The 26,915-nt window shown below is 36.6% G+C and carries 20 protein-coding genes; 8 read left to right on the top strand and 12 right to left on the bottom strand.

The features are described 5' to 3' along the window. Positions 1-47: 47 nt before the first annotated feature. The 4 genes from U6A24_RS02870 to U6A24_RS02855 all read right to left on the bottom strand — a co-directional run bounded on the left by U6A24_RS02870 (position 48) and on the right by U6A24_RS02855 (position 5,271). Positions 48-1,274 carry a mandelate racemase/muconate lactonizing enzyme family protein gene (locus tag U6A24_RS02870; protein ID WP_324178429.1) on the bottom strand — a complete coding sequence of 409 codons (1,227 nt, stop codon included), beginning with the start codon at positions 1,272-1,274 and terminating at the stop codon, positions 48-50. A 77-nt stretch (positions 1,275-1,351) separates the two neighbouring features. After that, positions 1,352-2,764 (bottom strand): tagaturonate reductase, encoded by a 1,413-nt coding sequence (locus tag U6A24_RS02865; RefSeq protein ID WP_324178428.1) that lies wholly within the window; start codon positions 2,762-2,764, stop codon positions 1,352-1,354. A gap of 9 nt (positions 2,765-2,773) precedes the next feature. Continuing rightward, entirely contained in the window at positions 2,774-4,219 is a 1,446-nt protein-coding gene (uxaC, locus tag U6A24_RS02860; protein ID WP_324178446.1) for a glucuronate isomerase, read from the bottom strand. Positions 4,220-4,242: 23 nt separating this feature from the next. Beyond that, on the bottom strand, positions 4,243-5,271 hold the full coding sequence (locus tag U6A24_RS02855) for a LacI family DNA-binding transcriptional regulator (protein ID WP_324178427.1): 1,029 nt from the start codon (positions 5,269-5,271) through the stop codon (positions 4,243-4,245). Between the two features lie 335 nt (positions 5,272-5,606). Between U6A24_RS02855 and U6A24_RS02850 the strand changes: the two genes are divergently transcribed. From U6A24_RS02850 to U6A24_RS02825, 6 genes are all read left to right on the top strand, one after another. Next, on the top strand, positions 5,607-8,462 hold the full coding sequence (locus U6A24_RS02850) for a TonB-dependent receptor (RefSeq protein ID WP_324178426.1): 2,856 nt from the start codon (positions 5,607-5,609) through the stop codon (positions 8,460-8,462). Positions 8,463-8,598: 136 nt separating this feature from the next. Next, positions 8,599-9,879, top strand: a complete 1,281-nt coding sequence (locus U6A24_RS02845) for a glycoside hydrolase family protein (protein ID WP_324178425.1) — start codon at positions 8,599-8,601, stop codon at positions 9,877-9,879. A gap of 12 nt (positions 9,880-9,891) precedes the next feature. Next, complete coding sequence (locus tag U6A24_RS02840) at positions 9,892-11,292, top strand: glycoside hydrolase family 28 protein (protein ID WP_324178424.1); 1,401 nt, start codon at positions 9,892-9,894, stop codon at positions 11,290-11,292. A gap of 3 nt (positions 11,293-11,295) precedes the next feature. Next, the gene (locus U6A24_RS02835; RefSeq protein WP_324178423.1) at positions 11,296-12,594 is read left to right on the top strand and encodes a mandelate racemase/muconate lactonizing enzyme family protein; all 1,299 of its coding nucleotides are present in this window, start codon (positions 11,296-11,298) and stop codon (positions 12,592-12,594) included. A 12-nt stretch (positions 12,595-12,606) separates the two neighbouring features. Then, the gene (locus U6A24_RS02830) at positions 12,607-14,484 is read left to right on the top strand and encodes a glycoside hydrolase family 2 protein (RefSeq protein ID WP_324178422.1); all 1,878 of its coding nucleotides are present in this window, start codon (positions 12,607-12,609) and stop codon (positions 14,482-14,484) included. A gap of 7 nt (positions 14,485-14,491) precedes the next feature. Beyond that, a complete protein-coding gene (locus tag U6A24_RS02825) occupies positions 14,492-16,039 on the top strand; it encodes an arylsulfatase (protein ID WP_324178421.1) in 1,548 nt (515 codons plus the stop codon). Between the two features lie 33 nt (positions 16,040-16,072). On the opposite strand, the gene U6A24_RS02820 is transcribed toward U6A24_RS02825, so the two are convergent. The 8 genes from U6A24_RS02820 to U6A24_RS02785 are packed head-to-tail and all read right to left on the bottom strand — an operon-like array spanning position 16,073 to position 25,132. Then, positions 16,073-16,849 (bottom strand): hypothetical protein, encoded by a 777-nt coding sequence (locus U6A24_RS02820; RefSeq protein ID WP_324178420.1) that lies wholly within the window; start codon positions 16,847-16,849, stop codon positions 16,073-16,075. Between the two features lie 11 nt (positions 16,850-16,860). Further along, positions 16,861-17,967, bottom strand: a complete 1,107-nt coding sequence (locus tag U6A24_RS02815) for a WD40 repeat domain-containing protein (protein WP_324178419.1) — start codon at positions 17,965-17,967, stop codon at positions 16,861-16,863. Positions 17,968-17,977: 10 nt separating this feature from the next. Next, entirely contained in the window at positions 17,978-19,039 is a 1,062-nt protein-coding gene (locus tag U6A24_RS02810) for a hypothetical protein (RefSeq protein WP_324178418.1), read from the bottom strand. Next, a complete protein-coding gene (locus tag U6A24_RS02805) occupies positions 19,026-20,873 on the bottom strand; it encodes a sulfatase family protein (protein WP_324178417.1) in 1,848 nt (615 codons plus the stop codon). Before U6A24_RS02805 ends, U6A24_RS02810 begins: the two co-directional genes overlap by 14 nt. Then, positions 20,870-21,463 carry an SUMF1/EgtB/PvdO family nonheme iron enzyme gene (locus U6A24_RS02800; RefSeq protein ID WP_324178416.1) on the bottom strand — a complete coding sequence of 198 codons (594 nt, stop codon included), beginning with the start codon at positions 21,461-21,463 and terminating at the stop codon, positions 20,870-20,872. The genes U6A24_RS02805 and U6A24_RS02800 overlap by 4 nt, the downstream gene beginning before the upstream one ends. A gap of 9 nt (positions 21,464-21,472) precedes the next feature. Beyond that, a complete protein-coding gene (gene uxuA / locus U6A24_RS02795) occupies positions 21,473-22,642 on the bottom strand; it encodes a mannonate dehydratase (RefSeq protein ID WP_324178415.1) in 1,170 nt (389 codons plus the stop codon). 21 nt (positions 22,643-22,663) lie between these two features. Next, positions 22,664-23,479 (bottom strand): SDR family oxidoreductase, encoded by an 816-nt coding sequence (locus U6A24_RS02790; RefSeq protein ID WP_324178414.1) that lies wholly within the window; start codon positions 23,477-23,479, stop codon positions 22,664-22,666. A gap of 9 nt (positions 23,480-23,488) precedes the next feature. Beyond that, on the bottom strand, positions 23,489-25,132 hold the full coding sequence (locus U6A24_RS02785; protein ID WP_324178413.1) for a UxaA family hydrolase: 1,644 nt from the start codon (positions 25,130-25,132) through the stop codon (positions 23,489-23,491). Between the two features lie 119 nt (positions 25,133-25,251). On the opposite strand from U6A24_RS02785, the gene U6A24_RS02780 reads away from it, so the two are divergent. After that, the gene (locus tag U6A24_RS02780) at positions 25,252-26,250 is read left to right on the top strand and encodes a sugar kinase (protein ID WP_324178412.1); all 999 of its coding nucleotides are present in this window, start codon (positions 25,252-25,254) and stop codon (positions 26,248-26,250) included. Further along, a complete protein-coding gene (locus tag U6A24_RS02775; protein WP_324178411.1) occupies positions 26,247-26,915 on the top strand; it encodes a beta/alpha barrel domain-containing protein in 669 nt (222 codons plus the stop codon). The genes U6A24_RS02780 and U6A24_RS02775 overlap by 4 nt, the downstream gene beginning before the upstream one ends.

The following is a 26,915-nucleotide window of genomic DNA, read 5'->3' as shown; positions in this document are numbered from 1 at the left end:
AAATATATCATAAATGACTAAAAAACAGAAGTTTTACATGAAATCTATTATGAAACTCTATATTTTTTTATTAGAGCTGGATCCGGATCCATCCCTAAACCAATTTTTGAAGGCGCATCTATATATCCATTCTGTATAGGAAAAGCTTCTAAAGAAGGATTAAAATCACGAGCTTTTGCCGGATATGTTTCAAGTATTAAGGCGTTTGAAATGGAAGCTACTGCATGTACATTCATATGGGCGTATCCATGGGGTGCCACGGGAATATGATAGGCAGAGCACAATGCAGCTATTTTTCTCATTTCTGTTAAGCCACCTCCTTTAATGGTATCGATATTTACAATGTCGCATGAATGATTTTCTACCAAATCTCGGGCACCCCATCTTGTATATTCGTTCTCACCGGCTACAATGGGAATATCTAACTCTTCACGCACTTCGGCATTGCCTCTCCAGTCATCGGGGGCAACAGGTTCTTCGAACCAGTAAAGATCAAGATCTTCAACCAAGCGTCCAAATCGGATAGCTTCATAGGCCGATCTATAGCCATTATTGGCATCTACCATTACTCTTGCATCTGTTCCCAATGCTTTTACTACTGCTTTTACACGTTCTGCATCGGCTTTGGCATCAAGATAACCGATTTTCATTTTCACGATTTTGTATCCTTCTTTTACATATTCTTCCATTTCCTTTACAAGCTCGGGAATGCCTTTGTTGTCAGCATAATAACCGCCAGCAGCGTATACGGGTATCTTTTCTCTATACGTACCCAATACTTTATGTACGGGCAGATTAAGCGCTTTGCCCACAATGTCCCAAACACAAAGATCTACACTACCAATAGCATGTATTTCTTTTCCTTTTGCGACAGGTTTTCTGTTGTGATAGAACATATGATCCCAAATCTGCTCGGTATTCATAAGGTTCATTCCCTTAATTTTTTTTATAAAACTTAGCACATCTTTGCTAGCTCCTTTTATAATAGCGTATCCCGTTATATTCTGATGGGTAGTTATTTTTAAGAATGTGGTAGAAGGTGGTTTTCCTCCGGATTTTTTAATTGCGTTCCAGGATAGGGGAGTCGCTTTGTCGAATTTAAGTTTAATAATTTCAGCATCTTTAACCGTAATTTTGGTTAATGCCGTTTTAGCAGAACTTTTAAGAGGGGTATCTATTTGCGACAAATACCGTTCACCTGCAATCAAAGGGCTTGTAGCAAAAATTCCCAATCCTGCAGTTGTAGTCTTTAAAAAATCTCTCCTTTCTTTCATGATGTTTTGTTTTAAAATCATAACCAAATTCGAGATTTATGAATGAAGTCAAAACAGATTTCATTTGGTAGTTATCACTAATTATGATTATGATAGATGTTTATTTCCTTAATTATTTCATCCTTGAGTGTTGGGATCTCACTAAGATTTTTACCCCAAAGCATTTCGTTTTCTAATACTTTTTGAATAGTTATATCAAGGTCTTTGTGTTGCCAAACTTCAGAAAAGAAGCTTAGTATATTTTGATCATCCTGTAAAGGAATGTCCTGATTTTCAAAATTTTTGCCACGATAAAATAAGATTAAGTAGGCTAATGACCGTACCAGGTTTTTGGGGAGTTTTTGATTGAGTTCTATATATTTTAGAAGAGAGGGCAGTACCCGAACTTTGAATTTCGAAATTGAATTCAGAGCAATACTTATCAATTGGTGCTTTACAAATGGATTTTTAAATCGCTCGATCACAGAGTTGGCAAAAAGAATTAGTTCTTCTTCAGGGAGGTCCAGAGTAGGTATAATCTCATCAAATATAACTTCATTTACAAACGGTGCAGTTTTGAGGTGTTCTAAAGTTTCTTTTACAGTTTGCATGCCACTAAGATATCCAACAGGAACCATTGCTGTGTGTGCTCCATTAAGTATTCGTACTTTTCTGGTTCTATATGGTGTTAGATCTGAAACGAACTTTATACTTAATTCAGCCTCTTTGGCCGGGAATTGATTTTCTATTGATTTGGGAGACTCAATGACCCACAAATGAAAAGGCTCTGTTTTTACAACCAGATTGTCTTTGTACCCAATCTTTTTTTGGATTTGTTCAATAGTATCATGCGGAAACCCGGGAACAATCCTATCTACAAGGGTATTGCAAAATACTATACGATTTTCCAACCATATTGTAAAACCTTCAGGCAACTCCCAAAGTTCTATATATTTTAAAATGGCTGATTTAAGCTTGTCACCATTGCGATCAATTAATTCACAAGGAAGAATGGTTAACGGTTTACTTTGAACATCTTTAAAATGAAGGAACCTGTAGTATAAAAGAGCCGTTAATTTACCTGGAAAAGTAAGAGGTAAGGTTTCGAAGCTCTTATCGTTGGGGTCAAAAATAATTCCTGCCTCGGTAGTATTTGAAACTATAAATTCTAAATCCTTATTTTTTCCTAGTTTTAAAAAAGCTTTGTAATCTTCAAAAGGATTAATGGCTCCTCTCACACATGAGATTAATTTGGTGTATTGAACTTTTTCACCATTTTGTAACCCTTCAATAAGAACATGGTATAGTCCGTCTTGTTCATTAATAAGATCACCAAGCCCAGTTTGTATGGGTTGAACTATCTGTATATCTCCATTAAAATCTGTTTTTTCGTTAAAAATTTCGATAATCCAATCCACAAACCCGCGCAGAAAATTCCCTTCACCAAATTGCAGTACTTTAATGGGCCTTTGCGTTGTAGCTTTATATGTTGTTCTGTTCAGGATTTTCATAATACTTCATTAAAAACCAAAATATTCTTTTGCGTTATGATAACAAATGTCACTTGCAATTTTTCCCAGCCATTTTTCATCTGCAGGTAATTCTCCATTAGCAACATCGGCACCAATAAGGTTACAAAGAATACGTCTGAAATATTCGTGACGAGGAAATGATAAAAAGCTACGAGAATCGGTAAGCATACCAATGAAACAACTCAATAAACCAAGATTCGAAAGGCTGTTAATTTGTTTTTCCATACCATCTTTTTGGTCCAGGAACCACCAGGCAGAGCCAAACTGTATTTTGCCTTTTATACTGCCATCATTAAAATTTCCGATCATGGTAGCCATAACTTCATTATCTGCAGGGTTAAGATTGTATAATATGGTTTTGGTTAATTGGTCACGACTATCCAAAAGGTTTAGAAATTTACTTAGACTGACGGCCTGGGAAAAATCTCCTATAGAATCAAATCCGGTATCCGGGCCCAATTTTGTAAGCATTCGCTGATTCGTATTTCTAAGGGCACCAAGATGAAATTGTTGTACCCAACCTTGTGCATGATACATTTTGCATAAGTGCCATAAAGTCTCAAATTTGAAATAATTTATCTCTTCAGGGGTAAGTTCTTTTTTGCTCTTTAATTTTTGGAAAAGAGTTTCAATATCATAAGTACCAGGTTCAAAAAAGAATAGCTGTTCTAATCCATGGTCAGAAAGCCTACACCCATGTTTATGAAAATATACGATTCGGTCATTTAGTGCATCGATCAGATCTTGATATTGCAGGATTTCGATGCCACTTGCCTCGCTCAAGGTTTCAAGATATTTAAGATATTCTTCGGGATGGTGTATGGTATATGCTTTATCTGGCCTAAATGTGGGTAATAATGTCAATGCTATGTGGTTTTTATATGCTTCCTGATGATGAATTAGGGAATCTGTAGGGTCGTCTGTAGTACATACAACTTCTACATTCATTAAAGAAAGTATACCTTGGGTGCTATGACTTTTTTGTCGGAGCATCTCTGAAGATTTTTCGAAAACAGCTTTCGCATTTTCGGAAGATAAAAGGTCATTAATTTCAAAGTGTCTTTTTAGCTCAAGGTGCGTCCAATGGTACAAAGGATTTCTTAAAGTATAGGGAACAGTTTCTGCCCATTTTAGAAACTTTTCTTCGTTAGTGGCGCCACCGGTAATATACTTTTCATTAATTCCAAGTGTGCGCATTGCCCGCCATTTATAATGATCGCCTACCAACCATGCTTCAGTACAATCTTGAAATTGAATGTCATTTGCAATGTTTCTTGGAGATAGGTGACAATGGTAATCGATAATAGGCAAGTCCTTGACAATATCATGATAAAGCTTTTTTGCAAACTCATTCTGTAAGAGAAAATTTTCAGTAATGAAGCCTCTTTTTGAATAATGCAATCGATTGCTCAGTTTGTTGGAATCTATGTTCATATTTTCATTCATAGCAGTTTAATTTACTTCCCTGATTTTAAGGATGAATCCCGAATAATCAATTCGGGTTGCAATACCGTTTTTTGAGGAATAAATTTCTTTTTCTTAGCCTCTAGAATTTCAAAAAAGGATTCGGCTGCGGCTTGTCCCATTTCAATCGGAAACTGGCTTACCGTAGTAAGTGAGGGGTCAGTGAACGAAGTAAAAGGCTCATTACTAAACCCAACAAGAGCGACATCTTCTGGGACTTTGACTCCATTTTCTTTAAGTATTTGCAGGGCTCCAACAGCTGCATAATCACTCGCCGAGAAAATCGCATCAAACTTTTTATGACTTGCTAACAATTGTTCGGTGCAATTGCGACCATCGACTAATTGCATATCGCTTTGGTAGACTAGCGACTCGTCAAATGGAATATCGTTATCTCTCAAAGCTTCAAGGTATCCTCTATATCTTTCTTTGTAGATATTTACCTGTTTAAGATTCGTGAAATGAACTATTTTTTTACACCCTTGCTTGATTAGATGTTCAGTTGCTAGGTATCCTCCAAGATAATCGTCGATAACTACCTGACTTGTTCCTACTTCATTGGTAGTCCTGTCAAAAAGAACCAGAGGAATTCCTCTTTCCATCAAATCCTTATAATGTTCAAATCGATCGGTGTTTTTTCCTATAGACACCAAGACACCATCCACTCTGGCGTTTAATAGGGCATTAAGCGTAGCTATTTCATTGTCGACATCCTCATTAGATTGACTTACAATTACCCTGTAGTTTAGTTTATTGGCAACTTCTTCTACCCCCCTTATTACTGAGGAGAAGAAAGATCTATTTATGGTGGGTACAATAATTCCAATAAGTTGACTTTTTCCTTTTCTTAAAGCGGCGGCTAGGTTATTGGGTTGATAATTTAGGTCTTTGGCCATGCCCAAAACAGCTTTTTTTGTCGCTTCACTTATTCTGGGATTATTATTTAATGCACGTGAAACAGTAGAAGCCGTTATATTGAGCTCCTTTGCGATATCGTGTATTGTTGCTTTTTTAGATGCCATACTTTTATAGGATACAAATATCAGGTTTGAAATCCTAAAATGAAAATTATCGTTTGCATATTTGATTTAGCAGAACAAATATCGAAAAAAAGATGTAATCGATTGCACTAATATTTAGGTTTTTTATAAATTATTTAAAATAATGATTGCGTTTTATGCAAAAAAATGCGTAATTCGTAACAAATTATTAATGCAAACGATTGCACAAAATAATATTTATTTAGATACTTTTAGCAGTTCAATAATACTCAATAGTACCCTAAACAAATTATTTGCATGATTTTATTGTCTTAGAAATAGCATAACAAATAATATGAATTAAATAAAAGGGAAAAATGGGCTTAGAATATTTTTTTAAACGAATTTCACTAATTCTGATGAGTATTGGATTTTCGCAAACAATTTCTGCAATAGAAAATGTTTGGAGTATTAATACAATAGAAACAAGAATACAACAAGAATATGCAGTAATTAACGGAAGAATAATCGGGCCGGAAAATGATGTGCTCCCAGGAGCTTCAGTAATCATTAGATCTTTAGGAATAGGTTCTTCTTCAGATTGGGATGGATTATTTACTCTAAATAGAGTTCCTCTAGGAAGACACATAGTTGAGATCTCATATCTAGGGTTTGATACGTTTACTAAGGAAGTACAGATAACCGCAGGAGGAACATTAGAAGTTAATTTAGGAGATATAAAGTTAGCACCAACTACTAATCAACTTGGAGAAGTTATTGTAACGGGCAGTATTGAAGGGCAACAGAAAGCTTATAATTTACAGCGTTCCTCGGATAATATAAAAACGGTGGTTTCTGCGGATCTGATTAACAGATTTCCAGATATCAATGTCGCAGAGGCAATGCAGCGTGTCTCAGGGGTAAGTATCGAACGTGATGGAGGTGAAGGTTCCATCGTGAAAATTAGGGGGACCCCTCAAAATTTTACAACAATTTCGATTAATGGTGAACAAATACCCCCAACTGATGAAGAAGGTGCTCGATCTGAATCTTTAGATTTAGTATCCGCAGATCAGTTGGCATCCATGGAGGTTAGTAAGGCGATCACTCCAGAAATGGATGGGGATGCTATAGGAGGGGCTATTAATCTAATTACCCCAACAGCACGAGGAGAAAAGGCACAATTTAGGACTACCATAGGAGGGGGTTATAATAACTTATTTGATAAAGGAAGTACCACTCTCAAGTTCAGGTATGATCAACGTTTTGCTGACAATAAATTTGGTGTTTTATTTGGGACAAGTTATTATAATACAAATAACGGAGACGAGCGTTATCAAGCTACTTATCGGTTTAGAAGGATCGGTGATTCAGATGATCCGAATTCTTTCGAGGATTGGGTGATTGATGATTTTCGTTTGCGTCCGGTTCAAAGAGAAAGAGATCGCATAGGAGCAAACGCCACTGTAGACTATAAATTCAATAATAACTCTAAAGTATTTGCAAAATTGATCTACAGCAAGCTGGATGATCGAACCTTAAGAAGGCGAATTCGATTCAGACCCAGAAATAATTACGATGACCCTCTAAACCCAGGGGTCGCTAATAATATAGAAGTACGAAGAGATGTTAATGACAAGATAGTGGACCGAGAGAATATCACCTTTTCTTTTGGCGGTGATCATGCACTGGGTTCCCTTGCTAAATTAGATTATGGCATTACCTATACTACTTCGCAGAGAGAATTAGAAAGTTTTCGATATACATTTCGACAACGCGGATTAACAGTGAATTTTGATCGTAGCGATTCCGATTTTCCGGCAATTACTGCTTTAGAAGGTGATCTGCAAGACGATAGTGCATTTGATTTTTCTTTCCTACAACGGGATATTCCAATCATAAACAAAGGTAAGAATACCTCTGCTCAACTAAACCTGGCATTTCCTATTCAGGTTGGGAATAACCAAGGTGAAATAAAAGTAGGGGGTAAATATCGAGGAATTGAAAACATAAGAAGAAGAACTCTTGTTCAGTATGGTTTTGATGGAGATTATACTCTTGATGAGGTGTCAGATGGATTTAGTGGAACAATTTTTGACGATCGGTATGAAATGGGAAGCTTTCCCGAAGCAAACGCATCCAATCAGCATTTTGTCGATAATTTTCAAAATTATGAGATTAATGAAAGAATAACAAGAAGCAATAGTGATAGGTTCTTTTATAATGCCAATGAAGATGTTTTGGCGGCCTACGCGCAAGGGAAAATGCAATTCGATAAATTTCGTATTCTGGCCGGAGTGCGATATGAAAGTACAGAAGTAGAGTATGATGCTTTACAAATTATTGAAGACGGGCGTGAGCCTTCAAGACCTATCGATGGGGGGAATGATTTTGATTTTGTATTACCCATGGTACATCTAAAATATGCATTTACAGATAGGACTAATCTTCGTCTATCATATACCGAGTCCTTTGCACGCCCCGATCTACAGGATCTGGTACCCAGACAAAATTTAAGCTTTGAAAATTTGGTTATTTCTACAGGTAATCCAGAGCTAAACCCAGCCTCGGCCCAAAATGTAGATTTGTTGTTTGAACATTATTTTAGAAGCGACGGGATCATATCCGGAGGCTTGTTTTATAAAAAGGTAGAAGACTTTATATTTGATCAGGTAAGTGATATTGATGATCCTGGAAATCAATTTGATGGCTGGAGGCAAACCAAACCAGTTAATGGTGATGAGGCTAATCTGTACGGTGTTGAAGTAAATCTAGCAAAAAAGTTCACTTTTCTATCGGGATTCTTATCGGGCCTTGGAGTGAATCTTAATTATACCTATGTGCAATCTGATAGTAGTTTTGATTTTTTTAATGAAGATACCGGAGAAACTAATACCAGAGAGGATGTTCCATTTATAGGACAGGCAGATAATCTATGGAATGCCGCCTTGTATTATGATAAAGGAGGATTTACCAGTAGGCTATCCCTAAATTATAATGGAAAGTCATTACTGAGTTTTACAGATAACCCAGAGCTTGATTTTTATGTTGAAGAACGATATCAACTAGACGTTAATGTTTCTCAAAAAATAATGAAAGGGTTAACCGTATTTGCTGAATTTGTGAATTTATTGGATGAACCGTCAATAGAATATCAGGGGTTAAGAAGTAGAGTGACAAATTATGAATCTTATGGTTGGTTTTCTAGGTTTGGGATCAACTATAATTTTTAATACTCTTAAATTATAATAGGTTATTTAAGTTATACATAGAAATATCCTAAGATTAGATTTGTTAGTTTGTTTATTGTCTTATTCGGTCCATGTTGATTTCATGGACTGATTAGGACTAAGTTTTAAAGTAAATTAGGTGAAATTAATTAGTCCAAGATACCATATGGAGATAAGAATTTTAATACTTCTAATACCATCTGCAATAACTATGGGTTTTGCGCAAAACCCAAAATTAAGGCTAGATGAAAATTATAAATCCAAAATAGAAGTGTCTCTTAATCAGGCCATCCAACACACAAGTGAAGCTATGCTTGATGAAAACGGAATGGCCAAAGGTGACTATCATATCATTACCGGAGAATGGAAAGCATATGAAGCCGCTTGGCATACGGGACAAGCCATTTATGGTTTATTAGAGGCGTATCAGGTGACAGGTAATCAAAAAGCACATGATGAAGCTATTCGAGCGGGAAAATGGTGGGTAGGTTTACAGTTTCCCAAAGGGCATAACCTTGAAGGTTACTTAAATGCCAAACACGGAAACAAATTAGGAGATTTAATCAATACTACAACCATTGCAGATGGTACTCCGGGTTTATTTAACCTAAGCGATATTACAAAGGATAAAACATATGCCGATGTGGCTACCAATGCAGGCGCTTGGATTTTGGATCATCTCTATATTCCCGAAGAACGACTTAGCTATAATATCGTAGATGGAAAAACAGGAGAGATCTGGAAGGATCGTAGCCCGCATGAGCAACATCAAAACTTGCCTTTTAATATCAAACATGTAGCCCGCCCCAACGCCGAAGGATATCTATGGAAAGATATGTATGTTCATACTGGAGAGGAGCGATACAAAGATGCATTTCTTGAGATTTGTGATAAACTTATAGATGATCAATCTAAAAATGGTTGGTGGATGGATTTTGAACCTAATGATCCAACAACTGGTAAAGTGCATGGTCGTTTTAATACCTGGAATGCCGAAGCATTGATTGAGGCCTATACACTTACTAAAGAACAAAAATATTTGGATGCAGCTTTAAAAACTGCCAAAGCACTAGCCAAGGTTCAAGATAAAACCGGAGTGATATGGTACAGCAGTTATCTAAACGGAAACCACGACAAACGCAGTCCGTGTGGTAGCGCAGCCAGTTTTGCTGGTATTTTGTGGTTGCAGCTATACGAATTTGGAATCACTGATTTTGAAGAAAATATAAAGAGAGCATTAAACTTTACGCTAAAAAATCAATTTAGTAAAGACCATAAAGATCCAAACTTGGCTGGAGCGTATTATGAGATTAGACAAAAAGCCAAAAAAGACGGTACGTTTCAGTTGTATTATCGAGATATAGCTACAAGTTTTGGAATGCGATTTTTAAGTAAAGTATATCAAAGTGCATATAAATAAAACATTTGAATAATGAATAAACTATTTCCTATACTTATTCTCATAACTGCCATCGCTTGCAAAAAGAACCAGAGTGAGCAAAGTAGTTTTGATGAAAGTTATGCACGTGCCAAAATTGTTACCGCCTGGAATGAAACCATGCCTAATATTTTGAAACAAGTTATTTCTCCTTCATTTAAAGATACGACATACTCAATTTCTGATACGTTAAGCTTTAGAAGTACTCTTAACAAAGTAATCGAACAAATATCGGTAAATGGTGGAGGAACTATTAAAGTTGCACCGGGTAATTACTTCGTAAAAGGTTCAATTTTCATGAAATCTAATGTTAATCTTCACATTTCTGAAGGTGCAATTTTAAACTTTTCTCCAAACCCTTCGGATTATTTACCTATGGTAAAAATGCGTTGGGAAGGGACTTTTATTATGAATTATTCTCCGTTGATTTATGCTATTGATCAGGAAAATATAGCCATCACTGGTAAGGGAAAAATAGATGGGAATTGTGAAGAGGTTTGGGCGTCCTGGAAAAAAAAGCAAAGGCCTGGTAAGATGCGTGCCCGTCAAATGGGAAATGATCAAATACCTATAGAAGAGCGTGTTTTTGGAGAGGGATACTTTCTACGTCCTCCGGGAATTCAGTTTATCAAATGCAAAAATATTCTTCTTGAAGATTTTACTATCAAAAGTACCCCATTCTGGACGATCAATCCAATACTTTCTGAAAATATTACAGTTCGACGCCTTAGTATTCAAAAAGGAACTACCAATGACGATGGGATTGACCCCGAAAGTTGTAAAAATGTATTAATCGAAAACTGTACAATTAATACACATGATGATTGTATTGCAATCAAGGCGGGTCGCGATCAAGATGGGTGGAAATATCCTCCCTCAGAAAACATTGTGATCAGGAATAATGATTTTACCAATATTGTGGGTAGTGGATTTTGCATTGGCTCAGAAATGTCTGCCGGGGTTCGCAATGTATTTGCTGAAAATAATACCCTTCGCGGGAGTGATAAACATGCTTTTCAATTTAAAAGTAATCCTGATCGTGGAGGGTTTATCGAAGAAATATATATGCGAAATATGAAAGTACTGAACCCCGTAAAATATGGTTTCGAATTTACTACAGACTACAAAGGGTGGCGGGGTAATGCATATTTTGTAAAGTACAATAATTTTTACTTTCAGAATATAACGCTCGAAGAAGCTTCAGCAATTTCAATCAAAATCAATGGTCGTTCAGAAGAAAACATTCAGAAAGTATTTATGGAAAATATTACCGTAAAAAGATCTCCAGCTCCAGTAATTGCAAATTTTACCCAAGACCTATTATTGAAGAATATTTCCGTTAACGGGAAAATGATTTCAGATAAAGATATCACCACAACCACAGAAAAGAAATAAGTTATGTTGGATAGACGTAAATTCCTTAAAAAAACAGCAACCGTTGGAGCTGCAGCAGCTACACTTCCTATAATGGCTTGTGCAGAAAATCCAAAAGAAAAAGCTGCTACATCAGAACAAATAAAAACTAATGGATTGTATGTTCCCAAGAACATAGAAGAAGAAATTAGTTCAAGGGTGAAAAATAAATTGACTTCTCCGGTGATTATCGATAAAATCGAAGTGGTCGTGGCGCGTAAACGTTATTTTACCCGTATTACCGATAAAGAAGGTAATCAAGGAGTGGCTGCCATGAATTCAGGTCGTTTTAAAAGTACAGAAACGATTTTTAAAAAACTTGCCGCAGCCAATTTTATTGGTAAAGATGCTAGAGAAGTAGCGCATTTGCCGAATGATATTCTTAAAGTCGAGCGTAATTATAAATTTGTTGGATTACCTTATTGGAATGCTATCGGTACCATCGAAATTGCCATTTGGGACTTATTGGGTAAGCTTACGAATAAACCCGTTCACCATTATTTAGGAAAACAGATTAGAACAGAATATCCAGTATATATTTCTAGCCTTGAAAGAGAAAAACCTTTTGAAGGAGAAACTGAACGAATTCAAAAAACAGTTGAAATCACAGGGGCTACGGCAACAAAAATCAAGATCGGTGGTCGTATGAAAAATATTGAACCTTTTATCACCCGAACCAATCAATTTGTACCTCATGTGCGCAAAACCTTTGGAGATGATTTTACCATTTATGTAGATGGTAATAGCTCGTATACTGCAAATGAAGCGATCGAAGTACTAAAAATGTTGGAGAGTTATGATGTAAAGTTCTTTGAAGAACCCTGTTACTGGCAGGATTTGTGGTCTCATAAATTAGTCAAAGGAGCATCAACGACCTGTGCCATTGCAGGGGGAGAACAGGACAGCAGTTTTGATCAATTTAAACTTATGTGCGAGATTAAAGCCATGGATATCCTACAGCCAGATGTCTACTATCACGGTGGAATTGTAAGAACGCTTAAAATATCTCATATGGCTGCGCATTATGGTGTCGGTTTTACTCCGCATTCACCAAAGGCAGGTCCCATGGCCGCAGCACCAAACCAGGTGTTTGCCGTTTGTCCTGTCTTAACAGCACATCAGGAATATCGAGTTGGAGGTGAAGAAAAACAAAAAAGCTGGCACACTCCTGTACTGCCAAAAAATGGTAATATCTCAATTTTTACAGCTCCAGGATTAGGGATCGAGTATGCCAATGATCTTTGGAAAGAAGAAAAAATATACTGGACTTCAAATGATGCTTAAAATACAAATCAAATGAGAAAAAATTCGACTTTTTGTCCAACTAATAAAGGGCTGCTACTATTTTTGTTTTTGGCAGTTGCTTCTTCAGTTTTTGCCCAGACACCATTATTACAGAATGTATACAATCGTAAGAGCACTTCGCTTAATGGAAATTGGAAATATGTAATTGATCCTTATGAGACGGGATATCGAAATCATAGAAATTGGAAACCTTTTGATCAAATGGAATCTACGCGTAACTCGGCGAAACCCTATTATACTGATAAGGTTATTACCGAACGATGGGATCGAGTTGAATACAACTTTAATACTTCTGCAGAAATCAAAGTTCCGGGCGATTGGAATTCTCAAGATAGGATACTATTGTATTATGAAGGCTCACTTTGGTATCGAACCAAATTTGATTATACGATTGGGGATAATAATAGACTCTTTATTTACTTTGGAGCCGCAAATTATCAAACCGATGTATATGTAAACGGACAAAAAGTGGGGCAACACCTTGGAGGCTTCGATCCTTTTAATTTTGATATCACCGATGTTGTTAAACCTAAAGACAATTCTTTGATGGTACGTGTAGATAATCGAAGAGAAAAACACAGAGTACCCAATTATACTACAGATTGGTGGAATTACGGAGGAATCACCAGAGATGTGAAGCTGGTAGAAGTACCTTCAACGTATATTCAGGATTATTTAATTCAATTGGATAAGGATAATCCCAAAAATATAAAGGGATATGTGCAATTAGCCGGGAACTCTTTAAAAACCAATGTTTCTATTAACATTCCAGAAGCCAAAATCAACTTCTCTGCAACAACAGATCAAACAGGTCGGGTATATTTTGACATTCCAGCGAAAAAAATAAAGAAGTGGTATCCTAAACGACCAAAATTATATAATGTAAAGATTCAGGCAGATATTGATACACTTGATGATCAAATTGGTTTCAGAACTATTGAGGCTAAAGGACCAGATATTTTGCTTAATGGCAAATCTATTTTTCTTCGAGGGATCAGTCTTCATGAAGAAAATCCAATAAAAATTGGTCGAGCTAGATCTATAGAAGATGCTAAAATGCAAATGGGTTGGGCAAAAGAGCTAAACTGTAATTTCATTCGGCTGGCGCATTATCCGCATAACGAAAATATGCCAAGACTAGCTGATAAACTTGGCCTTTTGCTTTGGGAAGAAATTCCTGTGTATTGGGGTATTGATTATGAAAATCCAGAGGCTTTTAGCCAGGCTAAAAGTCAGTTAGAAACTATGGTGCATCGAGATAAAAATCGAGCGAGTGTGATTGTTTGGTCGGTAGCAAATGAAACTCCCGATACCGAATCAAGATTAGAATTTCTTCGTCAGCTTAAAAAAATAGCTACCAATATTGATAATACTCGTTTCATCAGTGCGGCCTTAGAGCGCAATGAAAAAGATGTGCAGGATGTCGTAAAAATCCCAGATCCTTTTGCCGAAGATGTAGATATGCTGGCATGTAATGAGTACATTGGTTGGTATTCTGGATTACCAGAAAAATGTGATAAAGTTACCTGGCAATTGCCAGTGGATAAACCTTTTTTTGTGAGTGAATTTGGCGGGGGAGCACTTTACAATCATCACGGAGATAAATTGACCAGATGGACCGAAGAGTATCAGGAATATTTGTATCAGGAACAGATTAAAATGCTCAAAAAAATATCAACACTTCGTGGAATGACTCCTTGGATATTGGCAGATTTTAGATCCCCTCGTAGAAATCTACCCATTATTCAAGATGGTTGGAATCGAAAAGGGTTAATTTCAGACGGAGGGTTTAAAAAGAAAGCGTTCTATGTGTTAAAAGCGTATTACGATGAGATGGAAAAGAAGTATGCCTATCAAATAAAAGATTAAGTTATTTATGATCCCACGATTGGTCATTCTGGTAATGGTTTTAGGTTTCTTTTCTTGCCAAAAGGAAAAGAAGCAAGAAATTACTTCTGGAAAGTCTCAGAAACCAAACATTATTCTCATTCTAGCTGATGATATGGGTTGGTCGGATTTAGGATGCTATGGTAGTGAAATTAGTACTCCAATTTTAGATAGCTTGGCCTATAATGGGCTTCGATTTACTCAGTTTTATAACACTTCAAAATGTTTTCCGTCCCGAGCTGCTTTGCTCACAGGTTTATATGCACAACAAGTAGGTGCGGGGCGTACCTGGAAAAATCCATGGGTCAATAATACTACAATTGCAGCCTCATTAAAAAAAGCGGGATACCTAACCTGGATGTCGGGTAAACATCATGGTATAGATGTGCCAACCGATATTGGATTTGATAAGTATTATGGCTTATTAAGTGGTGCAGCTAATCAATTTAATCCTGGAAACCAGCGTCCCGGAGAAGCTAAACCCGCAAGAAAACGTATTCGACCTTTTTATATTGATGGGAAACGACATGAACCCTATACACCAGATAGTACCTATTATTCTACTGATGCGTTTACAAATGCGGCTTTGAAATGGATAAATGCTTCGGCAAAAGAAACAAAACCATTCTTTTTATATCTTTCTTATACCGCTCCTCATGATCCTTTGATGGCATGGCCAGAGGATATTGCCAAATATCGTGGAAAATATATAGTCGGGTATGATGCAATAAGAAAACAACGTTTTACCAGGCAAAAAGAACTAGGTTTGATTCCCGAAAACTTCAAAATTTCTGCTCCTACTCACATGTTCTGGGAAGATCTCTCTGAAGAAAAAAAGGATGAGGAAGACCTGAAAATGGCAATTTATGCAGCTATGATAGATCGAATGGACTATAATATTGGTCTGGTGATGAATGCACTTAGAGAGCAAAAGAAACTTCAAAATACGATTGTGCTATTTCTTTCAGATAATGGTAGTAGCGCCGAAGTTGTTAAAATCGATGGTGACGGTAAAATAGGAACAGTAGGACAATGGACCTCTTTGGGTAGTGATTGGGCCAATGTGAGTAATACTCCTTTCAGAATGTATAAAAACAATAGTTACGAGGGAGGAATCAATACTCCGGCAATTGTGAGTTGGCCTAAAATTAATGAAAGAGGAAAAATAGATGATACATTCTATGGACACTTTATAGATATTTTTCCAACACTTTTGGATGCGACCGGACATAGTTACCCCAAAACTGATAGTATTTTGCCTTTAGAAGGGAAGTCATTTGTAGATCGATTAGAATTAGCTTCTGGTGACTCGAAAAAAAGACATAGTCGACCATTGTTTTTTCAGTGGAAAACCGGAGCCGCTATGCGTCATGGTGATTGGAAGATCGTTCGTGAAGGTACTGAACAATGGGAATTGTATAATCTGGCTGAAGATGCCGGAGAAACTCATAATTTGGCGCAACATATACCAGAAAAAGTGGCAGAAATGGACAATGCATTTAAGGCTTGGCAAAAACGGGTAACAACAGATGATTAATTTAAAATAGATTAAAAAATAGCTCGATAACTCCTATTTGTTTTGTAAAGTCTTTCTAATAACAGTCATACTTTTTTCTGGAAGTTCAACATTGGCAGGATAGTCAAAATAACAGAACATTTTCGGTTTTTTTCGGAAAAGATTTTCAATTTCCAAGGTTAAACTTTCTGTACTTTCTTTAGTATAATTTCGATGATCCAAAATTTGAATGTCATGTGTTATATATCTTAATCCTTTAATATTGTTTGTATTTAAAGAGGTTGAATCCGTATGGTACCAATCTATTGTTTTTTCAGAACCAAAATGATCTTTTATGTAAAAATGTAATCCAGAAAAAAACTGTTCATATTTTTCTTTTGAAATAAAACTTTGGTGTAGTTTACACTGATACCATAATATGCCATCAAACGCAAACCCTTCAAAACATTCTTTCAGTTTCTTTTTTAGGTATTCGATAGTTCTTTTTTCCAAAATAGAAGCTACAGGTCCCAAATTAGTAATCAGGTGTTTGCTTTCAGAGTTTTTCAAACAAGAATCCATATTCTTTACCGCAAAAACACTTGGAAACTGTGAAACACCTCCTAAAACATTACACCAACCATCAGGCAAAACGTATACCTTGAGACCATGTTTTTGAGCAACAGAAATTACTAATACAATATTTTCTTTGGCGGCTTTATAATCTTGTTCGATAACATTTAATGTAATACTATGTGCTCCTGTGCTTTTAATACGAAGTATATCTTCTTCAATTTGCCAGGGGACAAAGGTATATGCATACTTACCGAAGTAGAAGCAATTGATTTCCATGTTTTAAATAGTTATTTGTTTCTGGATGCTTCAGGCGAAGTTTGATCCTTTTTGATGCCTTTATGTCGATTTTTGTTAAGATTTGGATCTTCACCCATCCATGTCCAAAGTTTGATTAACCCATTTTGATGGGCACTTACCAAGAAACTTCCATCTTTATTGAAATCAATGTATTCTGCATGATCACCGGCCCATACCTGCGCGGCAATTCGAATTTGATCGACACTATACCCTTTTATATCTGAAACTCGATAAAGAAAAATATGCGGATCATGCCCTGTAAAAGCAATGTATTGCCCATTGGGATGCCAGGCTACGGTTTCAATTTTTTTACCCATGTGCGAAAAAGACTTTTTGATTTTACCTTTTTTCCAGTCGATAAGATGAATAGTGCCTTTTACCGGTTTATTTTGAGCGGCAATTATATATTCTCCATCTGGTGAAAAGCCTCCTGCGGTAAAGACGACATTTTCATTGGTGAAAAATTCTTTTTCCAACGACCAATCCGAAGTGTTATACACCTTTACCCCGGCATGTCCTAATGCTATGATATACTGATCATCTTCAGTAAAAAATAACTCATTGATTGTGCTTCCATAATCTATATTGGCCACCTCTTTACGGGTATTCATATCATATACGCGAAGAAAGCCTTGTTTTTTGCCATCTTTGTTATAACTGTATTCTTCACCAGTGGCCAGTAACATGCTGTTATTGGACCAAATAAGCCCATCAATACCTTGATTGTGTTCTAAGGTTTCTACTACTTTTCCTGTCTCAGCTTCATAAATAGTAGTCTTGAAATCTTCACTACAAGCAGCAACATATTTATTATCGCTAGACCAACCCACTCGCTCAATCTCTGCAGGGTGATAAGCTCTCCATAATTCGGCTCCATCGCTAGTTCGCCACATGACAACACTATAGTCATATTTGGTACCACTTACAATGAACTTTCCGTTGGGGGAGAACTCGGCACTTTCTACAGAACCAGGCTCACCTAGAGCATCTGCTACTCGCGACCACACAGGCTCAAGACGTAGTTGATAATCTAGATAAGGTTGTTGCGCAAAAGTGATTACTGAAGTCAATAAAAGAAGAAAAAAATTTGCTTTCATAAGGATAGTTTTACAGATGTTTTTTTAAATAACTTGTGATTAGTTGCATTGCCTTGTCGGGTTCGTTACAACTTCTGGGGTAATAGTAATAGGCAAATTGATCGGCCATGGCAATAATAGTGTTCAAATATTTTTCGAGAAGGGGGTATTCGTTTGGTGTGGTTTTAAAATTTTCAATAAGCACCATGCTTTTTAACCCTTTTTCATGTGCTTTGGTTACATATCGATGCCCCACATTGCCTTGGCCTAATATGAATTTTTTGCCTGTATATGTTTCGGGTCTTTCGGTATTTGGATAAGCTCGACCATCGGCTCCATAGTAGTCAAGATGCCTGATTTCTGAAGCTTTTTCGATGAAAGAATCTGTTAAATAGGGATAGGCAAAAAAGTTAATCGTTTTACCGCCATGTTCCTTGCGAATATGATCATTTAACTGTGAAATAAATTCGCAATAATTTGCTTCATGGGTTTCAATCACAGGATTTGTTCCCAGTGCTTCTGTGGCCTTTGGCGAATAGTCTAGCTGGTAGGCTTTAGGTTCATCCCAAACAATGCCATCAAGATCCCAGGTCGCGAAAGTTTTATTCAGATATTCAATGAAAAAATCGAATACCTCGGGATAGTAGATGCTACAAATTGGACCAGAACTATGGAAATATGGCCTTCCTTTCTTATTTAACGACCATGTATGAGGGTTTTTGGCTGCAAAAATACTGGGCATTTTTGGAGCCCCGGCAAATACTCCTGCCCATCTACTAGTAACAAAAAAAACTTTGATTCCTCTTTTGTGCGCTTGGGTAACTATAGCTTCTATATTTCGTTCTGAAGTGCCAAAATCTACTTCAGAAATTGCCATGGTTAGGGCATTGGTGCCGTGATCGGCCATCCATTGCATATCTGTCGCTATATGTGATGGATTATAATGGAACGTATTGGCCCGATAATAGAGGTTATTGATCAAACTAGGTTTCTTTCTCTTTTTTGAATCCATGCTACAGCCATAAGGAATCCCAAGAATTGAAGTTCCAATGGTTCCAAGGGTTGTTATTTTTGCAAAATCACGTCTTTTCATTAGTGTATTTTTCTAACAGATGAATAGCTAGCCTTGCGTCATAAGGCCGTTTAACCCCTTCAGTCTTATTGGCTAATTTTTTGAACTTATCAATGAAGATTTCTGGAATATCTTGCATAGTCTCCATGGCATTAAGTGCTTGAACCCGGATCATTAATTGTTCATGATCCAAGACATTCAATAAATACTCATACGCATACTTTTTTTCATTTAATCCATATAGAATTTCTGCAAGGACAATACCTACAGATGGTTTGGTTTTAAAAATGAGTTGTTTGATTTCTGGAACTGCTGGAATTGCAATATGCTTAAGGTTTTGTAGCCCAATAGCGGCCCAGTATTGCTTAATGGGGTGGCCACTTTTAAGAGTTTCTATAAAGTGATTCAGGTTGTCTTGTTCTAGTGACCCAGCTGCTTCAGCTAGCGCTATAATTTCTTTTATTGGATACGAGTACGAGGAGTGTGAATAGTTGTTAATAAGTGTGCTATCATTTATTTTCTGAAGGATAGCTTCTGGAATAAATCCCGTATCGCGATTTTCGATTTGCCAATTCGTTAGTGCATCAGATAATTTGGTTTTTGCTTCAAGAAGCGATGGTTCTTGCGCCAAGTTTTTTAACTGATATGGGTCATTTATAATGTCATATAATTCTTCAAAGGGTCGTTTTTTAAAAAATGAAGATTGGGTAGGGTTTGTTTTGTTATCCAAATAGGCCTTATACCAACTTTGCATCCCTTTGGATTTCCATAGGGTTCGAATATATGTGCCATAGGGTTTATGAGGTAAATAATTTCGAGTATATCGATAACGACCATTGGTAACAGTACGAACCATATTGATTCGCTCATCCATTCTTCCTGCAAATCCGAACGCCAAGTTTTTTTTACTTTCCGGATCCAAAAAAGAGTTACCTTGGAATTGCTCGGGAATGTCTTTACCAATGAGTTTCATCAAAGTAGGGGGAAAGTCGATAAAACTTACAGGCCTGCTAACTTTATCGCCCGCTTGATACTGAGTTAGATGATTAAATTTTTTGGGAACTTTAACGATTAAAGGAACTTGTAATCCTTGTTGAGTAGCAAAACGTTTTGTTCCGGCTACAGGACCACCATGATCGCTATAATAAAAAACAATAGTATTTTCTAAAAGCCCTTCATTATCAAGTTCATTCAAAATCATTCCAACTTGGGTATCCATATCTTGTAATCGATCATAGTATACGGCATAATCCGATCGCATTTCCGGAGTATCAGGATGATATGGATATAATTTTACATTATTAGGTTGATGGTTTCTGGGGATACTATCTCGGTGTAAACGACTTTCATGTGAATCATGAAGATTAAAGATCGCAAAAAATGGTTGCCCCTTTTTTCTGTTTTTATACGTTGCTCTTTTACTACTCTCATCCCAAGCTTCAGTTTGATCGTTGGTATTGTAATCTTTTTTTGCATTGTTTGAAGTGTAATACCCTGCTTTTTTCAGAAATTGAGGATAAAACTTTATACCATCGGGAATCTTATAAGTGGATCGCATATGTTGAGTTCCTAGACCTGAGGAATACATTCCGGTAATAAGAGTGTTTCTCGATGGGGCACAAACCGGAGCATTGCTATAGGCATTTGTAAAAAGAATTCCTTCAGAAGCCAGCTTGTCAAGATTGGGTGTAGTTGCAATATTATCTCCATAACAACCTAACCATGGGCTATTGTCTTCAGAAACTATCCATAAAATATTAGGTAGTTCTTTGGACAGATGGGATATGCTTTTATCTCGTTTGCATGAGCTTAAGAAAATGAAACAAAAACTGATATATACGCAAGTTTTTTTCATAGGTTATCTTTTTTATCGACCAATACCGCAAAGCTTACATGAATATTACCGGTCATGGGATCTACAATCAATTCACGTTTTCTGTTGGTACCATCACAAGTGTTTTTATTACATAAATAAGAGCCTCCAGCCAGCCTTATCTGTTGCGAGTTTTCAGGGGTTGTTATCTCCCATACATTTCCTATCAGATTTACTGTTTTGGCAGGTAAAATACTATCGAAAAAAACATTGATACGTCGATGATCTTTTGAAACAATTTTCCAATACTCATTATATGTTGGTAAACGAGTTCCCGACCATTGGCAATAGGCTACTGCATCATTATAACTTACTTGGGTAACAGGATTTTCTATCTTTGCGGGGTGAGTGCCATCTGGTAGTCGCCAAGTAGCCTTAGGAACAGTTTTAAAATCATATACAGTTTGTTGAACAATTGACCAACCAAATTTTTCAGCATCGGTTATATATCCTGTTGCTTCAACAAATTTGGAAAAATCTTGTACCGTAACGGGGTATAATATTTGTTCGTTTTCACACGAAATTTGGAAAAGCCCAAAGAAGATAAACAGTATTTTAAGAGTAACTTTCATCTTTTTATATCATTTCATTCCGCCAGCAATCCCTAGTTCCAAACCACGCAGTTCGGCAAGGCCTTTTAATCTTCCTATTGCGGTATAGCCTGGGTTACTTTTTTTGTTAAGATCATCAAGTATTTGGTGCCCATGATCAGGACGCATAGGAAGGGATCTTTTGATTTTTTGTTGCATTAGTAAGAGTTCCCTCATTACTTCATACATAGGTACATCACCTTCTAAATGATTTGCTTCATAAAAGTTACCTTCTGGATCTCGTTGGGTACTTCTTAAATGCACAAAGTGAATATGGCTTCCGAAATCTCGAATCATTTGAGGAAGATCATTATCCATGCGCACACCAAAAGACCCAGTACAAAAGGTGATTCCGTTATAGATACTAGGGTTTTGGCTAATAATTCTCCGTACATTTGATGAGGACCCTACAACTCTGGGTAATCCAAATATGGAAAAAGGAGGGTCATCAGGATGAATAGCCATATAGACTTTGTGCTCTTCGGCAATTGGAATAATTTCATCATGAAATAATTTCAGATTTTCAGAAAGAACATAATCATCAATTTCTTTGTATGTGTCCAGAGTTTGTTGAAACTGTTCTAAGGAATACCCTTCTTCAGCTCCTGGAAGCCCGGCAATAATGGTTTTGGTTAACACGTCTATTTCTTCATTTGAAAGTGTTTCATAATAGGCTTTTCCTTTTTCTAGTTGCTCTTTGGTGTATTGAGATGTTGCTTTGGGACGTTTTAAAATAAAACAGTCAAAAGCAACCAAAGCTTGCATTTCAAAACGTAAAGTCCAGGCACCATTGGGTAATTGATAATTAAGATCTGTTCGCGTCCAATCTAATACGGGCATAAAATTGTAGCAGACAATGCGAATTCCTTCAGAGGATAAGTTTTTTATGGTGTCTTTGTAGTTTTCAATATAACTTTTGAAGTTCCCTCTTCTTGTTTTAATGGCTTCATGAACAGGAACACTTTCCACAACAGACCATGACAGACCTGCATCTTCGATGATCTTCTTGTATTTACGAATTTCTTCAATACTCCAGACTTCTCCGTTAGGAATATGGTGCAATGCTGAAACAACACCAGTAGCTCCCGCTTGTCGAATATTGGATAAGGAAACTGGATCCTTTGGGCCGTACCATCGCATGGTTTGTTCTAGATGTATCATTCTTTCATATGTTATTGTTCGTTAAACTCCCGAATAGGCGTTAAACCCGCCATCAACTGGTATGATCGTTCCGGTCACAAATTTTGAAGCCTCACTGCTTAACCAATGCAGGGTTCCTAATAATTCTTCAGGTTTTCCGAATCTTCCTATGGGGGTGTTATCTACAATTTGTTGTCCTCTTTCTGTTAAGTTTCCATTCTCTTGGGTTAATAAAGTTCTGTTTTGCTCTGTTAAGAAAAAACCTGGAGCGATTGCGTTAACGCGAATGCCTTCTCCATATTTTTGACAAAATTCGACAGCTAACCATTGCGTTAAATTGTCAATGGCAGCTTTGGCTGATGAATATCCCATTACTCGGGTAAGGGGTCGTTGAGCAGACATTGAAGAAAAATTAACGATGATTCCTTTATTTTCATTTAGAAACAAGGGTAATAGTACTTTAACAGGTAAGAAAGTTCCTAAATAATTAAGCTCTATGACTTTTTTCAGGGATGTTGTATCGCTATCTAAAAGCGTTTGATCTGGTGTTATAATAGCACCAGACATATTACCTCCGGCAGCATTGATAAGTACATCAATTTTTCCAAACTGTTTTTTGAGTTGCTGTTGTACTACATTAAGTTGGTCCTCGTTGGTGACATCTGTAAGCATAGGAATTGCAATTCCTCCTTCTTCTTTTATTTCATTGACCAAACTATCCACTTTAAGTTGGTTTCTTCCCAAAGGGATAATTTTGGCACCTTGTCTTGCCAAATATTTTGCGATTACTGAGCCCAATATGCCTGTTGCTCCGGTAATAACAATAATTTTGTTTTGTATTGAGAATAAGTCTGACATGTATTTATTTTAAAGAGATATACCTCGTTTCCAAGGGATAAAATCATCTTGATCTAGCTTTTGTGCTTTTGTTTTAATAGTTCCACTTGCTACCTGGATAACAAAATTCAGTAATTCTTCGCCCATTTGTTTAATCGTTTTGGTACCATTTATAACTCCACCTGTATCTACATCAATAATGTCAGGCATTCGTTCTGCAAGTGAAGAATTCGAAGATATCTTTATTACAGGTGCAATTGGGTTTCCTGTAGGTGTTCCTAATCCAGTAGTGAATACTATTAAGTTTGCTCCTGATCCTGCCAGTGCTGTAGTGCTCTCAACATCATTACCAGGTGTACATAGTAAGTTTAGTCCTGATTTTTGAGCATATTCTGCGTAGTCAAGTACATCTACTACCGGAGAGGTTCCTCCTTTTTTGGCTGCTCCCGCACTTTTCATGGCATCGGTAATAAGACCATCCTTAATGTTACCGGGACTTGGGTTCATATCAAAACCAGATCCTACAGCTTCTGCAGAAGCTGCATAAGACTGCATGAGTTGAATAAATTTATCGGCAATCTTTTGATGGGTACATCTATTAATTAGCTCTTGTTCAACTCCACAAAGTTCAGGAAACTCAGCGAGCATGGTTTTTCCTCCTAATGCAACCAGCAGATCTGAAACTTGACCTACAGCCGGATTAGCCGATATCCCCGAAAAACCATCAGAACCGCCACATTCTAATCCAATGGTAAGTTTTGAAAGTGGAGCAGAGGTTCTTTCAATTTTATTGACTTCTATGAGGCCCATAAATGTTTGTTGTATGGCTTTGGTAAGCATTTGTTGCTCTGTTCCTTCTTGTTGTTGTTCTAAGATGAACAATGGTTTTTCAAGATTTGGATTTATACTTTCAAGCTTATCTCGAAGGATAGAAATTTGTGCATTTTGACAACCCAAACTCAAGATTGTAGCTCCAGCTACATTGGGGTTATTAATATATCCTGCTATTAGTGCGCATAACATATCAGAATCTTGCCGAATACCACCACACCCTCCTTGATGCGTTAAAAACTTGATTCCATCAATATTTTTAAGAAGAGGTTCAGGCTCTGGAATTTTGTTAGCAAGATTCAAATTTTTAATATCATGGGGTTGACCATTTTTATAGAGTGAAGCCATCTGGCGAACATAACTCTTGTATGGATTTGGTTTTGAAAAGCCTAATTCTTCAAGAAAAGCTTGTTTCATAGTTTCTACATTTCGATTTTCGCAGAAGACTAATGGAATTACAATCCAATAATTAGCAGTTCCTACTTGACCATCTTTACGGTGATATCCTAAGAAGTTTTGATCTTTCCATTTATCAATATTTGGTGGTGCCCATGATTCAGTTTTTAATTTGCCGGAATAAGTATTAGCATGATGTGATACATTTTGAATGGTTAATGCAGTTCCTTTTTTTATTTGAGTAGTAGCCTTGCCAACCAGGTTGCCGTACATAATAATTTCTGTTTCTGCGGCAATAGTATTTTGAGCAAACTTGTGTTTTGCTTTAATGCTCTCTTGTAGTATTACTTCATCACCATCATGTTGTATTTTATCTCCTTTTTTGAGATCGGTTAATGCTACAAGAACATTATCATGTGCGTGTATTTTTAGAATTTTATGATTCATTATAAATTAAAATTACTATATTGCGCAATCGATTGCACAATTTACATAAAAAAGTACAATTGAGAGCAAGAAAAAGTTAAATTTTCTAAAACTGTACCTTTATAAGAAACTCTCTTACAATGAAAAAGAGGATAATTACTATAGGAGAAGTATTGATGCGTTTGGCTACTACTGGTCATAACCGCTTTTTTCAGGCGGATGATTTTAAGGTGCATTTTGGGGGAGCAGAAGCAAATGTTGCGATTTCATTGTCATGTTTTGGACAGCAAACTTCACATATAACCGTTTTTCCTGATCATGATATTGGCAAAACAGCTTCAAATTATCTTAAGAAGAATGATGTTGATACCTCGAATGTAAAGTTTTTGGATAAAGGAAGAATGGGATTGTACTTTCATGAAAAAGGAGCTATGCAACGTTCTTCTAAAATTATCTACGATCGCTTTAATTCTTCTTTTTCTTTTATTGAAGCTATGGATTTTGACTGGGATGCTATATTTAGAGATTCAGATTGGTTGCATTGGACAGGGATTACTCCCGCAATTTCTGCTACAGCAGCCAAATTTTGTAGTACAGCAATAATGAAAGCAAAGGAACACGGTTTAACCATAAGCGGCGATATAAATTATCGAAGAAACCTTTGGCAATATGGCAAAACACCAAAAGATATAATGCCAGAACTTATTGCTAATACTCATATTATTATAGCAGGTTTAATAGATTTTGAAAATTGTTTGGGGATTAAAAAAAACAGTTTCGAAGAGGCTTGTTATGTAACCTGCGAGAAGTTTGCCAATATTCAGAAGATTGCGACAACCCGACGTAAATCGGTTTCGGCATCGGCCAATAGGTTATCTGGGGTTCTCTATGATAACGGAGATGTGTATTTATCTAAGGAGTATGAAATGTTACAAATAGTAGATCGCATTGGAGGAGGAGATGCTTTTATGGCCGGATTGATATATGGTTTGTTGTATAAAGGAAATCAAGACGCTTTAGAGTTTGCTATTGCGGCTTCGGTATTAAAACATTCGATATCTGGTGATGCAAATATGGCAAGTGTAGAAGAGGTAGAAAAATTAGTTCGAGGAGAAAACATAGGTAGATTATTAAGATGATAAGAGTAACAAAAAAAGAAGATATTATTTTAATAATGGAAAGTACGGGAATGATACCTGTATTTAATCATGATGATATTGAAATCGTAAAACGGGTTTTAGACATATCATATCATGCTGGTGTGCGCATTTTTGAGTTTACAAATAGAGGAGATAATGCCCTTGAAGTTTTTACTGTATTGTCAAGGTATGCCCATAAATATGATGATCTTATTCTAGGTATTGGAACTATTTTTGATTCGAAAACCGCACTAAAGTTTTTAAACGTGGGGGCCCAATTCATTATTTCTCCAGCCTTGGTATCAGAGTTGGCGGATTTTTCGAAGGGAAATAATGTCTTGTGGATACCTGGTTGTAGCACCGTGTCAGAAGTATATCGGGCTACAAAATTAGGGGCTCCATTGATTAAAGCTTTTCCAGGTAATATTTTGGGACCTGCTTTTGTTAAAGCAATTAAATCTGTATTGCCAAATGTGAAAATTATGCCTACCGGAGGGGTTGTTCCTTCTAGAGAGAACCTCGAAGCCTGGTTTACTGCTGGAGCTAATTGTGTAGGGATGGGATCACAACTTTTTAAGAAAGAGTATTTAGAAAAAGAGAATATGGATCAACTTTCATCGATGATACGAGATACCTTTCTAATGATAAACGAGATTCGAAAGTAA

This window comes from Aquimarina gracilis (genome assembly GCF_035285365.1).
In the GTDB taxonomy this organism is placed as follows: domain Bacteria; phylum Bacteroidota; class Bacteroidia; order Flavobacteriales; family Flavobacteriaceae; genus Aquimarina; species Aquimarina gracilis.
Note: the sequence above shows the minus strand (reverse complement) of the source record. Positions and strands in the feature narration are given on the sequence as shown.